Origin of the sequence: Pedobacter sp. N23S346 (genome assembly GCF_048515415.1) — a bacterium.
GTDB lineage: Bacteria > Bacteroidota > Bacteroidia > Sphingobacteriales > Sphingobacteriaceae > Pedobacter.
In genome coordinates this window covers 349,378-362,412 of record NZ_JBLYEE010000004.1, presented here as the reverse complement: position 1 = coordinate 362,412, position 13,035 = coordinate 349,378, and the positions used below count along the sequence as shown (strand labels likewise).

The 13,035-nt window shown below is 37.0% G+C and carries 8 protein-coding genes; 4 read left to right on the top strand and 4 right to left on the bottom strand.

Annotated features, from left to right (window positions below):
• Positions 1-529 precede the first annotated feature (529 nt).
• A complete protein-coding gene (locus ACN1CD_RS10345) occupies positions 530-2,290 on the top strand; it encodes a S8 family serine peptidase (RefSeq protein WP_419130316.1) in 1,761 nt (586 codons plus the stop codon).
• Between the two features lie 10 nt (positions 2,291-2,300).
• On the opposite strand, the gene ACN1CD_RS10340 is transcribed toward ACN1CD_RS10345, so the two are convergent.
• The 3 genes from ACN1CD_RS10340 to ACN1CD_RS10330 are packed head-to-tail and all read right to left on the bottom strand — an operon-like array spanning position 2,301 to position 5,193.
• Entirely contained in the window at positions 2,301-3,080 is a 780-nt protein-coding gene (locus ACN1CD_RS10340) for a polysaccharide deacetylase family protein (protein ID WP_419130315.1), read from the bottom strand.
• Positions 3,080-4,012, bottom strand: coding sequence for a glycosyltransferase family 2 protein (locus ACN1CD_RS10335; RefSeq protein ID WP_419130314.1), 933 nt, complete (start codon positions 4,010-4,012; stop codon positions 3,080-3,082). Before ACN1CD_RS10335 ends, ACN1CD_RS10340 begins: the two co-directional genes overlap by 1 nt.
• Positions 4,009-5,193, bottom strand: a complete 1,185-nt coding sequence (locus ACN1CD_RS10330; protein WP_419130313.1) for a glycosyltransferase family 87 protein — start codon at positions 5,191-5,193, stop codon at positions 4,009-4,011. Before ACN1CD_RS10330 ends, ACN1CD_RS10335 begins: the two co-directional genes overlap by 4 nt.
• Before the next feature lie 316 nt (positions 5,194-5,509).
• Between ACN1CD_RS10330 and ACN1CD_RS10325 the strand changes: the two genes are divergently transcribed.
• Together ACN1CD_RS10325 and ACN1CD_RS10320 are read left to right on the top strand one after the other, a co-directional pair.
• Positions 5,510-5,701 (top strand): hypothetical protein, encoded by a 192-nt coding sequence (locus ACN1CD_RS10325; protein ID WP_419130312.1) that lies wholly within the window; start codon positions 5,510-5,512, stop codon positions 5,699-5,701.
• Positions 5,702-5,915: 214 nt separating this feature from the next.
• A complete protein-coding gene (locus ACN1CD_RS10320; protein ID WP_419130311.1) occupies positions 5,916-8,681 on the top strand; it encodes a DUF5695 domain-containing protein in 2,766 nt (921 codons plus the stop codon).
• 351 nt (positions 8,682-9,032) lie between these two features.
• On the opposite strand, the gene ACN1CD_RS10315 is transcribed toward ACN1CD_RS10320, so the two are convergent.
• Positions 9,033-10,997 (bottom strand): glycoside hydrolase family 97 protein, encoded by a 1,965-nt coding sequence (locus tag ACN1CD_RS10315; RefSeq protein WP_419130310.1) that lies wholly within the window; start codon positions 10,995-10,997, stop codon positions 9,033-9,035.
• Between the two features lie 313 nt (positions 10,998-11,310).
• Here ACN1CD_RS10315 and ACN1CD_RS10310 point away from each other — a divergent pair, with 313 nt between their 5' ends.
• On the top strand, positions 11,311-12,990 hold the full coding sequence (locus tag ACN1CD_RS10310; RefSeq protein WP_419130309.1) for a M1 family metallopeptidase: 1,680 nt from the start codon (positions 11,311-11,313) through the stop codon (positions 12,988-12,990).
• The last annotated feature ends 45 nt before the right edge of the window (positions 12,991-13,035 follow it).

The following is a 13,035-nucleotide window of genomic DNA, read 5'->3' as shown; positions in this document are numbered from 1 at the left end:
CCGGTAAAAAAAGTATTTTTGCCCATGTTGAATGTTTAAGTGTGGTAACTCAAATATCAACACTAAAAAGGGGAAGCCAAAAGCAACCCCTTTTATTTTATCAAAAAAAAATGTTTACCGGACAACAATGAACTTGATTCAGGATCTTTTTACAGCCTATGAAACAAACGGATAGACGAAAAACGAGCAACCTCACTATTATTTCCCGCAGATTTAAGGGATCTCGCAGATTAGATAAAAAGTTGTTAGTGGTGTTTTAACGGAAGTAATACTTAGGGTCAGGAATTCTTCGCTGCGCTCTTAATGATATAGGAATTAAACAAACTTCTCCTCATTTAGTTATAGGTTGAAAGTTAAGTTGAAAGTTCAAAGCGCATAAACCAGCAACGAACAACGATAGACGACAAACGATAAAAGTTTAACTCCATCTCACAAATATCTCTAGTTTCTCTTCTATGTTAAAAAATGTAAATTCTTCAAATGACAAAGTAATAAAACCGTATTATTGTAACATTACGTACGTCTTGATATGATCAACTTTAACCAAACAAAGGTATTCTTAATTTTCTTTTTTCTCTTTATACAAATTGGTGTTTTTGCACAAAACAAAAATATAAAACTTCCTGCTAATTGGTTCAATCTCGACTTAATTGAAAATGGATATTTCGGTATCAGTACCGAAAAAGCTTACAGGGAGATCTTAAAAGATAAGCAGCCAAAAGAACGTATCATCGTAGCCGTGATCGATGGCGGTATAGATACTGCACATCATGATCTGAAATCTGTGTTATGGACAAATGCCAAAGAAATTCCTGGAAATGGAATTGACGATGATGGTAATGGCTATATCGATGACATTCATGGCTGGAATTTCATTGGTTCCAAGAAAGGTAATCTGGAGTTTGATAATTTAGAACTTATCAGATTACTCAGGATCTATACACCTAAATATCAATCAACAACAAATTTAACGCCACTGGATAGCACTCAAAAGGAAGAATTTAGGTTATACAAGAAGATGGTTGGCGACTTCGGTAAAAAATATGAAGATGCCAGTAACACTTTCTCCGTACTTGTGGCGATTAATAAGGTACTGGATTCTGTAGCTAGCGGAAGTAACAAAAAAGTGCCAACATATGAAGATGTGGAAAGGTATAAGGCTGATGACGAGATTGAGGAGCAAGTTAAAAACATTATCAGAAAAGGATCTAAGGAGGATGGGAGCTTTGAGAAATTCTATAAAAGTATTAAAGATGGCTACAAACAATACGATGCCATGTTAAAATATAATCTCAATCCAAAATATGATATGAGGTCAGAATTGGTTGGGGATGATTATTCAAACAGCAGTGAAAGAAAGTATGGCAACACGGATGTTAAAGGACCAGATGCCATGCATGGAACGCATGTAAGTGGAATAATTGGAGCCGATCGTTCTAATAACATCGGAATATCAGGCGTAGCAAATTATGTTAGTATTATGGCCATCAGGGTTGTGCCAACGGGTGATGAACGCGACAAAGATGTAGCCAACGGAATCAAATATGGAGTTGACAATGGTGCAAGGGTAATCAATATGAGTTTTGGGAAAGCTTATAAGTGGGATAAAAAAGTTGTTGATGAAGCCGTGAAATACGCTGAATCTAAGGGTGTTTTGTTAGTGCATGCCGCAGGGAATGACAATCAAAATAATGATGTTGAAGAAAATTATCCCAATAAATACTTTGAAAGTCCGGAAGCTGAGGCTTACAAAGTGGCTCATCGGAAACCTGCGAAACCAGATTTCACACCACCAAAGCCGATGGGGCAGAATGGCATGGGTATGCGGCCGCCAATGAATAATGCAATCGTTAAGGCTGTTCCGGTAGATTCAGCAAAATTTAAGCTCCCAAGTGCGAGTAACTGGATTGAAGTTGGTGCAAGTGCTTATAAAGATGATGAAACGTTGAAGGCAGATTTCTCTAATTATGGAAAATACAATGTGGACGTTTTTGCTCCAGGCTTTCTAATCAATTCAACGGTTCCTGATGGTAAATATGAAGATTTGGATGGAACCAGTATGGCTTCGCCAGTAGTTTCTGGTTTAGCTGCGCTAATTTTGAGTTACTATCCGAAACTAAACCCGGCTCAGGTTAGGGATATCATTATGAAATCTGTTACCAAAGTAAATCATAAGGTTAAATATAAAAATGAAAAGGGCGAAAATACAAGAGCTTTATTCAGCGAAATCTGCGTAAGTGGTGGTATTGTAAATGCTTATAATGCTTTAAAGCTTGCAGAAACGTATTAAAAAGGATATTTTAATTTGATAACGTAGCAATGAATTCCTGAAAAGTTCCAAAAGGATAATTTTTTGATTTCATCCAGCTGATTAAGCTATCCATTCTTTTAATCATCTTCGACCCTGTGTTTTTTCTCACATAGGCTGGAAAGCCAAACCTATCGAAATCATCGAGATCTGTAAACTCCCACGGGTGGAAGTAGATATTCAGGTAATGATCTTTTTTATAAGTCCAGTCGGCTAGAAATTTATACATCGCGAGTGGTAGATTATGAAAAGAAAGCCAGAATAAAGGAAACCTAATCATCGGGCTTACAGAAGCCGGAATCTGCAGTACATTTTGTTTCTTGAAGTGCGTTCTGGAAACATTAAAATTATTATACCTGCCAGGCAAATAAGTTGGATTGATAGAGGTGTTGTAGCCATATCCAGCTTTTTCTATTTCCTTTTCGTCAACAGGCATCATCCTTGCCATACGATAGCCAGTTATTTCCTGGCCAGAAAGTTCTTGTAGTTTTATCTTAGATTGTAAAAGATGTTCTGGTTTAAAATCGGAGTGATAATAGCCATGTGAAGCTAATTCATGACCAGTTTTTGTGATCCGTTCGATTAAATCGGGTATATTCTCTGCAAAAGTTACTGTACAGAAAAATGTTGCTTTAATTTGGTGTAGATCCAGGAGATCTAAAATGGCTATGGTTCCTGTTCTGGAGATGGAAATTTGATCAGCGAAAGAAATATCTTTCCCATACTCAAAAGGCATATCAAACTCTTCAATATCAAAACTTAAAAGAACCATTAGTGATGCTGAATATTGGTTGAACGAATAATATAATTTGGGCGGTTTTTTGTCTGCATGAACATTTTACCAACGTAAATGCCAATGATACCCAGGATGATCAGCTGAAGGCCTCCAAAGAAAACAATCGTCATCAGCATGGATGCCCAACCAGAAACCTCAACATGATTTACGAAAGCATAAATAACATATGGAACGTATAAAACTGACGCAAATGAGAATATGAAACCAAGATACACAGCAGAATAAAGTGGTTTAATACTGAATGAGGTAACGCCGTGAAGTGCGAGGCGAAACATTTTCTTAATGGTATATTTACTTTTGCCTGAAAAACGGGCAGCGGGATTGTATTTTATAGCATGCTGTTTAAATCCAAGCCATTTAACCAGGCCGCGGAGGAAAGGTTCGTTTTCATGAAAATTTCTGAATACGTTAACAACCTTTTGATCTAACAAGCGGAAATCAGCCGCACCTGGTTCCAGTTCTATATCTGACAATAAATTAAGCGTTTTATAAAAGAGGTTTGATGAACTGCGTTTTCCTTTAGAGAGGCTTTTATCTTCCTCCCTTATAGTGTAAACCACTTCATAACCATCTTCCCATTTTTTTAGCATTTCAGGAATAAGTGTCGGTGGATGTTGCATATCGCAGTCCATTGAAATGACGCAATCGCCAAATGCATGATCCATACCAGCTTTCACGGCCAGTTGGTGACCAAAGTTTCTGGAGAATTCCAAAAAGAAAATATTTTCAGCCGTTGCTACATAATCCTGAATTTTCTTCAAGGTATGATCTGAACTGCCATCATCAACAAGGATAACTTCGTAATTGAAATTAATTTCAGCGAAAACTTTTTTGAGGCTTTCACAAATCACAAAAATATTATCAGCTTCGTTATATGCCGGTATTACGATTGAAACTAACTTCTTCATTTGTCGGTCAAGGAATAAGACTCAAAATCCTCTTTTAACATCTGGTAAACTATGGTTAGCCAGATGACAATACAAGGTAGCGCTTTAAGCGAATATAGACGAATAAATTCTTTTACTGCTCTAGGCAAAATATCAGTTGGAGATAGGCTTGTTAATACAAACGCAAACACAAAAAGTGAAATCACCCATGTTTTTTTAGGCGCCTGCTGTACAATAAACCAAATGGCCACGCCAGCAAATGCAATTACATATGTTGGCGATTCGGATCCACTACTAAAAATAACGGTGAAAATTAACGTAGATGCCAATAGCATTAATCTAAAGGCCAAATGTTTGTATTGTCTAATCCTAAAATAGGGAAGTGCAAATAAGACTAGTCCTGAGAGTAAAAAAGGTCCATTCGGGATATTTACATTACCGCTTATTCTCCTGCACATCCCCATAATGGAGATATCTTGAAATGAAGTTAAGGAAGCATTTGACGCATTTTTATGTATCAGTGAATGGTACCAATCTGAGTAAGATTGAATAACAAAAGATGGTGATGAGATTGCCATTGGCAAAATAAAAAGCAGCAACATTGCGGCTATACCAGCAAAAATGAACTTCAATTTATTGTTCGCAAAAAAGAAAAACGCAAGACCAACTATCCCATATAGTTTCACCATTGTGCCCAAAGCAATCATCAGAGCCGATTTTATTTCTTCCTTCTTAATGAGGTAAGAAAAGCTAAGTAACATCAATCCGGTTAGCGCAATGTTAAACTGAAAGCTGAACAGAGAGGTAAGTGTTTCGTGTGCACATATCCAGGCAACTATCGTTCGCTTATTTAATGAAATGGGTAAACTGTAAATGCCCCAAAGCAGAACCAGAACGTTAGCTATATTCCATAAAATCATTGCCATACCATCTGGCAATAATGCGAAGGGAGCAATGAGTAGAGAGAAAATTATTCCGTAGTGATTGCTATCGCCGTATTCGGCATAATTGCTATACAAATTTTGCATATCAACAGTGTGCCAATAAACATATTTGAAGATCAGGTAATTATTGTACGAATGATGAAGATACTGTTTTGTGCCAGCGATAATTGCCAAAAGGACATATATGGCGAAAACGAACTGCTTCTTTCGTAAAATCGTAAAAATCTTCGGAAAGATGGAGTGGTTTGCTAAGCTCATATGATTAATACCGCGAATATAGTGAATTTAATTATCCGTTTAAGGTGATTCTAATTGCCTTTTAATGTTGTTGAAGATAATTGTTAAGACTTTGATTTTTAAAAGAGAATAGAATTTGTAGTGACGTTACCCATCTGTATATGGTAATAATTCAGCTACAGAACTATTTTTCATATTTTTAAGTTTTTGAATGGCTATATTTAGTTATTATTAGTTTTTCTAAAGTGTATTGTCTCTTTATTAGTCTGAATCTTTTATTCTAGTTAACTTTTTTTGTTTATGCAAGATATTAAGTTGATTTTTTAATTAAATAGCTATGAAAAACTTTGTTATATCTCATTTTGGTCTTTTTGAGGTGGAAAATTATCGTAATTTTGGAGATAAAAAGCCAGTAATTCTATATGGTAGCGAAATTTACCCCGATCTTGGTAGTAAATTTCAACCTGGTATGCAAGAAAAAAAATCATCTTCATCATTCTTAAAATTATTATTCCGAAAACTTTTTTAACATACATTTTTCAAACAGACGATCCAATATTTTCTAAAAGTCACATATACTTCAAAGTGACCATTCTTATCAGTATCCTTTATTCTCTGGTTTACCATAATTAAGCTGATACTTTACCAATTTTATCTAAATTGACATGGAAGATTAACCCTTTCTGTTTTAAAGACTATTTTTGATTTACTACAATCATCATTAGTTTTTAAACGCTGTAACCATGAATATCAAGCTTAAAATGCCCTTCAATTATAAAAGGCTACTATTGCAAAATTTAATTTTTACAATTTCATTTTTTCTATTTTCTGAGATTGCCAGTGCACAATCGCCTTGGGTAAATTTGGCAAAGAAACCATCTACATTAGGCATAGAGAATGGTTTAGCGGCTTACGATGCAGGAGCATTTAATCTAAAACTAGTAAAGTCATCTCAAACGGTGGCCGGCCTTCAGCCAAAAAATATTAAAGATTTCGATTTCACACCTAGTGATAGTTTAAAAGTTAGAAGTTCGGATGGTTTGTACCATTTGGGTGATATCAATCTAAAAATCAGAAGTGGAAATGATGCTTCCTGGAAAAGTTATAGCACTGCAGCCAAAAGAATGCCTGTTAAAGCAATAGCTGTAAAGGGGAAAGTCCTTGCATCAGCAGATCTGGCAGCCACATTACCAGCAGATATTCCATTACAAATTATACGCAGCTGGGAGATGAGTGAAGGTAAACTTACTTTAAAATTCGAAATTAAAAATAAAACAGCTGCCAATGTAGAAATTGGTGCACTGGGGATTCCGATGATTTTCGATAATATTCTGGAAGGAAGAACTCTGGAACAAACCCACGCTAAAAATGTTTTTTATGATCCTTATATCGGACGAGATGCTGGCTACCTGCAAGTGACGAGGTTAAGCGGGCAAGCGCCATCATTAATCGTGGCTCCGGTTGGGAATACACCCTTTGAGGCTTATAATCCATTAAATGATGATCGTACGCCAAGGGGAATTGCTTTCGAAGGTTTTTACGAGTGGATGGTTTACAGTAAAGCTTATGCCGAAAATGAGTGGAAAAATGCAGATCAATGGAATGTACCTACATCCACCATTTTAAAACCAAATGAAACTAAAACTTATGCTTTGCAATTTATGCTTTCGGGCACTGCAAAAGATATAGAAAGCAAACTGATTCAGAATAAGCGACCAGTATCCATTTCTATTCCCGGGTATGTATTGCCAAAGGATGTAAATGCTAAATTATATGTAAACTATACAAAGAAAATTAAATCAATAACTGCTTTTCCAGATAAGGCATTAACAATAAGTGCTTCAGGTGTCACAAAGAATGGATGGAAAAACTACTCTGTTAAAGGCAATAGCTGGGGTAGGGCCAGGTTAACCATTGTTTATGATGATGGACTGGAACAAACCGTGAATTATAAAATTATCGAATCAGAAAGTAAGGTCATCGCCAGTTATGGAAATTTCTTAACAACGAAACAGTGGTTTGATCAACCTCATGATGTTTTTAAACGTTCGCCATCGGTAATTACTTATGATAATGAAAAGCAGCAACAAGTGGTGCAGGATAACAGGGCATGGATTGCAGGTTTAAGCGATGAGGGCGGGGCTGGATCGTGGTTGGGCGCCATTATGAAACAGTTGGTGAATCCGGATAAAACGGAAATAGATAAATTACAAAAATTTGTAGATACGGTGATGTTTGGAAATATCCAGCTTAAAGATGGTCCGCAGAAATATGGAGTGAAAAAGAGTTTATTCTTTTACGAGCCAGATTCGATGCCGAAAAATACTTATGCAAAAGACATCAATTTCAAAACCTGGTCTGCATGGCCAAGTAAGGAAGCAAATAATTTAGGAAGGTCTTATAATTATCCACACGTTGCAGCTGCGCATTGGATGATGTATCGTTTGGCTCGAAACTACACGGGCTTAGTAGCACAAGGTACCTGGAAACAACATTTAATTGATGCTGCTGAAACCGGAATGGCAATGGTTAATATTGCGCCATATTACGCACAGTTCGGACAGATGGAGGGAACCATATTCTACCTGATTTTAACCGACTTAAAAAATGAAGGTTTGAGTGATGAAGCCAACAAACTATCGGAAGCCATGAAAAAGCGTGCTGATCACTGGCGGTCGCTGGAATATCCTTTTGGCAGCGAAATGCCATGGGATTCTACCGGGCAGGAAGAAGTGTATGTATGGTCGAACTATTTTGGTTATGAAGATAAAGCCAAGATAACGCTTGATGCCATTTTAGCTTATATGCCTGTGATGCCGCATTGGGCTTACAATGGGAATGCCCGCCGTTACTGGGATTTTTTATATGGAGGTAAACTTCAGCGCATTGAACGGATGATTCATCATTACGGCTCTGCCTTGAATTCAATTCCGGTATTGATGGATTATCGCAAAAATCCAAATGATTTTTATCTCTTGCGCGCAGGTTACGGTGGATTGCTGGGTTCTATTTCTAACATTACTCAGGATGGATTTGCGCCTGCGGCATTTCATGCTTATCCTTCAACGCTTAAAAACGATGGCATCACAGGTGATTATGGGTCTGGTTTTTTTGGCTATGCGGTAAATACTTCATCTTATATTCTGGAGCATCCTGAATTTGGCTGGCTGGCTTTTGGTGGAAACCTGAAGAAGGAGAAAAATAGTGTTAATGTCGACATCACTACTGCAGCTAAATCATCAGTTTACCTTGCTCCAATTGGACTTTGGATTTCATTAGACGCTGGTAAAATTGAATCAGTAAGCTATAACATTTCAACGGGTGAAGTACGTTTGATGTTGGAAAAAGCAGATCAATACACGCCGGCCGCAGTGATTAGAATTGCGCAACCTGCAAAACTACCGAATGTGGGTACTTATGAAATTAAAACGGCAGGTAAAAAAGAAAGGGGTGCTACGCTGATTAATCTTTCTAAAACCGGGACAACTGAAGTGTTGATTCAAAAATAAAATATAAAAGTGTAAGCTTATAAGCTGTCTAAAAATTATAATTTATCAACTTACGAAATTTCAAAAGCCTGTGCGCCGAAGAATTTCGTAAGTTTTGATGAGAGTACCATAAAACTTTCGAAGTATTTCCCACAACAAAGGCCACCAAAACTTCGCAAGTTGATCATCGTAAAACATTCGCCTCTTATTGCATAAATGCGAATTCATTATTTCGGTCGGTGGGACATACGACCGATAGATACTGTAGAGAAATCTGAAAATAGGTCTTAGCATTTCGCTAAGACCTATTTTATGCAATTTGATATCATCACGTTGTTGTTCCGATAGATAACGCTGTAGTTCTTAATTCAATTAATCAATTGGCGTTAAGATGGCGCACCAACCACCACCTTTTTCCATTTTGATCTCGATTTTATCTGCTTTGGTCACTTTTAATGAGGTGATTTGATAATCAGCGGCGTGTTTATCAGCATTTATGCCATCACTTAAAATTTCCATCTGATAAGACTTGCCATCGAGGAAAGAAAGTTTTTGATTCAACGTTCTTGCATTCCAATCGGTCATTCCGGAGATGTACCATTTATCGTCTTTTTTACGGGCGATTAATGCATATTCACCAACCTTACCATCAAGTGCAACAGTTTCATCCCAAACTGTTGGGATTTTAGAAATGAACGATGTACATAAAGGATCTTTCAAATAATTAGATGGGTTATCAGCCAGCATCTGTAACGGACTTTCGTACATCACATACATCGCCACCTGGTGTGCCCTCGTACCCATACTCATGGGTTCACTAAAAACGATATTGAAGTTCTTTTTATTGGCATTAATCATCGCACCTGGCGTATAATCCATCGGCCCTGCAGCCATCCTGATAAATGGTAAAGTAACATTGTGGGTTGGGGTAATCTCTGCACTCCATTTGTTGTTTTCAGCTCCACGTACACCTTCATAACTCAGCACATTTGGATATTTATGGTTCAGTCCGACTGGTTTGTAAGCACCGTGCAAATCAACCATTAACTGATATTTCGCCGCAGTTGCCGCTACCCGCTCATAAAAGTTCACCATATATTGATCTGCTCTGGCCATAAAATCAACTTTAATTCCAACTGCTCCCCACTTTTTATATTGCGATAAGATATTATCCATATCCTTATCCAGCGGTCCCCATAAAGTCCAGAGCCAAACGCCTACATTTTTTGATTTACCATAGTCGATGATTTCCTGTAAGTCGATATCCGCTGTGGTATGCGTCAGGTCGGTAGTTGTTTTTGTCCAGCCTTCATCCAACATGATATATTCCAGGCCGAATTTAGCTGCAAAATCGATGTAGTATTTGTAGGTTTTGGTGTTGATGCCAGATTTAAAATCGACACCATAAATATTGTTATCATTCCACCAATCCCAGGCCACCTTACCTGGTTTAATCCATTTTAGATCATTGATAACAGCTGGGCTTGATAGCTTATAAGTGAGGTTGGTTACGAGTAAATCTTTATCCTCCGGGCATATCGCGATACTTCTCCATGGGAACTTACGCTGCCCTGAGGTTTTTGCAATATGACTTTCCAGTCTGGTAATTTTGATATCACGATCTCGTACTGGTGTGCTTTCTGCAATGTTTTTTGGATAACCGGCAGTAAGTTTCTCACTCCCTGTACCAAATAAAAACATATTGGGATAATCATAAAGATCAGCTTCGCTAACCAACATTTTAATTCCAGATTGAGCATAAACCAGCATGGGTAAAGCTGCATGTTGCTTACTGCTGAAGGCATTTAAGGTAGAGTCTTTATACAAACTTTCGAAATGGGAAAGAAAATTTGGATCACTTTCCTGGGGCCAGAATACACGATTGTTCGATCCAAAATCGAAATCTGCAATTTCATTTTCAACTTCTAATGTTTGCTTACCGAGTGTTGTTTCAAACCGATAGGCTACACCATCATCATATACCCTGAAATAAATACTATAATTCCCTTTAAAATTTAGCTTCAGTTCATTGTAGTTGTTGTTTACCTTTTTGCTTTTTACCGGAATTTCTGCTGTTAATATTTCCTGGTGCTGACTTTGCTTTTGATCGATCAGAATCGGATTTACCCCAAGTTGAATGTTATTTTTTAGCAACAACGCCAGCTGACTTGGCTGCAAAATTGTTTCCGCACCGTATTTAATGCTCCAGGTAATTTTCTGGCCTAAACTGATGTTAATTTTTATCTTCTGATCTGGAGAACTGATTTGGAGGTCTTTTCCAAATGCGGCTCCAAAAATGAAGATACCAACGAGAAAGGTAATGAGTTTCTTGTTCATAGTTTGTTTGTTAAATAGATGTTCTGGAAGGATTAATTTTTCCGCTGTATTAATATTTGGTCGAATTTATTGCTTACTAAATTACAGAAAAGATGGAGCTTAGAAATGACTATAATTTGCAATTGTTGTGCGTATTTTAACCCGAATTCCAACGTATTGATATATTTTAAGTGATTTTCGTACCATAGTTATTGCCAATAATTGGCTGATTCATCCCGTATTTTATCCGATTGATTCAAAAATTATTTATTAAAGACTGCTTTAGTCATCTTCGTATTAGCAAACCCATCACCATAGTTTGTTTAATTCTCACATGATGAAAAATTCGACTCATTGTATTCTTTTCCTAATCATATTGTTCGGTAATTTTACTGCTTTTGCGCAGATTAAAGCGCGAACATATTCTTTGGCTGATACCCTTAGGGGGAGCTTAAATGCAGAAAGAACCTGGTGGGATGTTCAGCGTTATGAGCTTGCTTTTAAACCAGATTACATTAATAAAACGATAGCCGGTGCTAACGAAATTATGTATAAAGTAGTAAAAGCTAATGATGGGAAAACGCGCATGCAAATCGATCTTCAGGAACCGCTTATTATCGATAGCATCTGGTACAATGGAAAATTAAAATTAACATTCGAACATGTTGGAAGTGTTTGGTATGCGCATGTTCCTGCTCAAAAAATTACAGCATTAAACCGTGTGAAGATTTTTTATCACGGCTCGGTACACCAGGCTAAACGAGCCCCATGGGATGGTGGATTTATCTTCACCACAGATTCTTTATCGCGGCCATGGATGACGGTTGCCTGCCAAGGTTTAGGTGCATCGGTTTGGTATCCTAACAAAGATCATCAAAGCGATGAACCCGATTTAGGTGCATCATTAACCATGACTATTCCAGATACACTTGTAGGTGTGGGAAATGGAAGATTGGTACTTAAGAAAAATAATAATGATGGCACCGTAACTTATAAATATAATGTACAAAATGCCATCAGCAACTATTGCATTATTCCTTACATCGGTAATTATGTTAATTTTAAGGAAGAATATCCTGGCGAAAAAGGAAAGCTGGATGTTAATTATTGGGTGTTGGATTATAATTTAAATAAGGCAAAAACCTATATGCCAGACCAGGTACATAAAATGCTGAAAAGTTTTGAGCACTGGTTTGGTCCGTATCCATTTTACGAAGATGGTTATCAATTAATTGATGCTTCTCACACCGGAATGGAACATCAATCTGCAGTTTCTTATGGCAATAAGTACAAGTTTGGCTATTTAGGCAGGGATATGTCTGGCAATGGATGGGGCATAAAATGGGATTTTATCATCATTCACGAAAGTGGACACGAATGGTTTGGCAATAATATTACCACAAAAGATCTGGCAGATATGTGGGTGCACGAAGGTTTTACAAATTACAGTGAAACCCTTTTTGTTGATTACATTTTCGGTAAGCAAGCCGGGAACGAATATAATTATGGTATTAGAAAGGGTATTCGGAATGATAGTCCGATTATACCTGCATATGGTGTAAATGCTCAGGGCAGTGGAGACATGTACCCAAAAGGTGGGAATATGCTGCATGCCATCAGGCATAGTATGAATAATGATGAACTTTTCAGGTCCATATTAAGGGGTTTAAATAAAACTTTCTATCATCAAACGGTAACCACTGTGCAAATAGAAAATTACTTTTCAAAAACGGCAGGTTATAATTATGCTAAAGTTTTGGATCAATATTTAAGAACCACACAAGTTCCGGTTTTTGAATATTACATTAAAAATGGTGAAGTATTTTATCGCTACACGAATTGCGTAACCGGATTTAATTTGCCTTTAGTGCTTAAGAAAGAAGATGTTAAAACATTGAAAATCGTTCCTTCGGGAGAATGGAAGCATTCAAAATTATTATCCGGGCAAAATGCTTTACTAACGGAAGCAGCAATAGAATCGATGTATTATCTGGACGTAAAAACTAAGAAATAAATTTAAACTCAAATGGTGTATTTATAGTTGGTATCGGTTAAAATC

What these genes read in the sequence shown, in the direction of transcription:
- ACN1CD_RS10340 (WP_419130315.1), bottom strand. Translation starts at nt 3,080, where the DNA reads ATGGTTCTTTTAAGTTTTGATATTGAAGAGTTTGATATGCCTTTTGAG.
- ACN1CD_RS10325 (WP_419130312.1), top strand. Translation starts at nt 5,510, where the DNA reads ATGAAAAACTTTGTTATATCTCATTTTGGTCTTTTTGAGGTGGAAAAT.
- ACN1CD_RS10335 (WP_419130314.1), bottom strand. Translation starts at nt 4,012, where the DNA reads ATGAAGAAGTTAGTTTCAATCGTAATACCGGCATATAACGAAGCTGAT.
- ACN1CD_RS10315 (WP_419130310.1), bottom strand. Translation starts at nt 10,997, where the DNA reads ATGAACAAGAAACTCATTACCTTTCTCGTTGGTATCTTCATTTTTGGA.
- ACN1CD_RS10330 (WP_419130313.1), bottom strand. Translation starts at nt 5,193, where the DNA reads ATGAGCTTAGCAAACCACTCCATCTTTCCGAAGATTTTTACGATTTTA.
- ACN1CD_RS10310 (WP_419130309.1), top strand. Translation starts at nt 11,311, where the DNA reads ATGATGAAAAATTCGACTCATTGTATTCTTTTCCTAATCATATTGTTC.
- ACN1CD_RS10320 (WP_419130311.1), top strand. Translation starts at nt 5,916, where the DNA reads ATGAATATCAAGCTTAAAATGCCCTTCAATTATAAAAGGCTACTATTG.
- ACN1CD_RS10345 (WP_419130316.1), top strand. Translation starts at nt 530, where the DNA reads ATGATCAACTTTAACCAAACAAAGGTATTCTTAATTTTCTTTTTTCTC.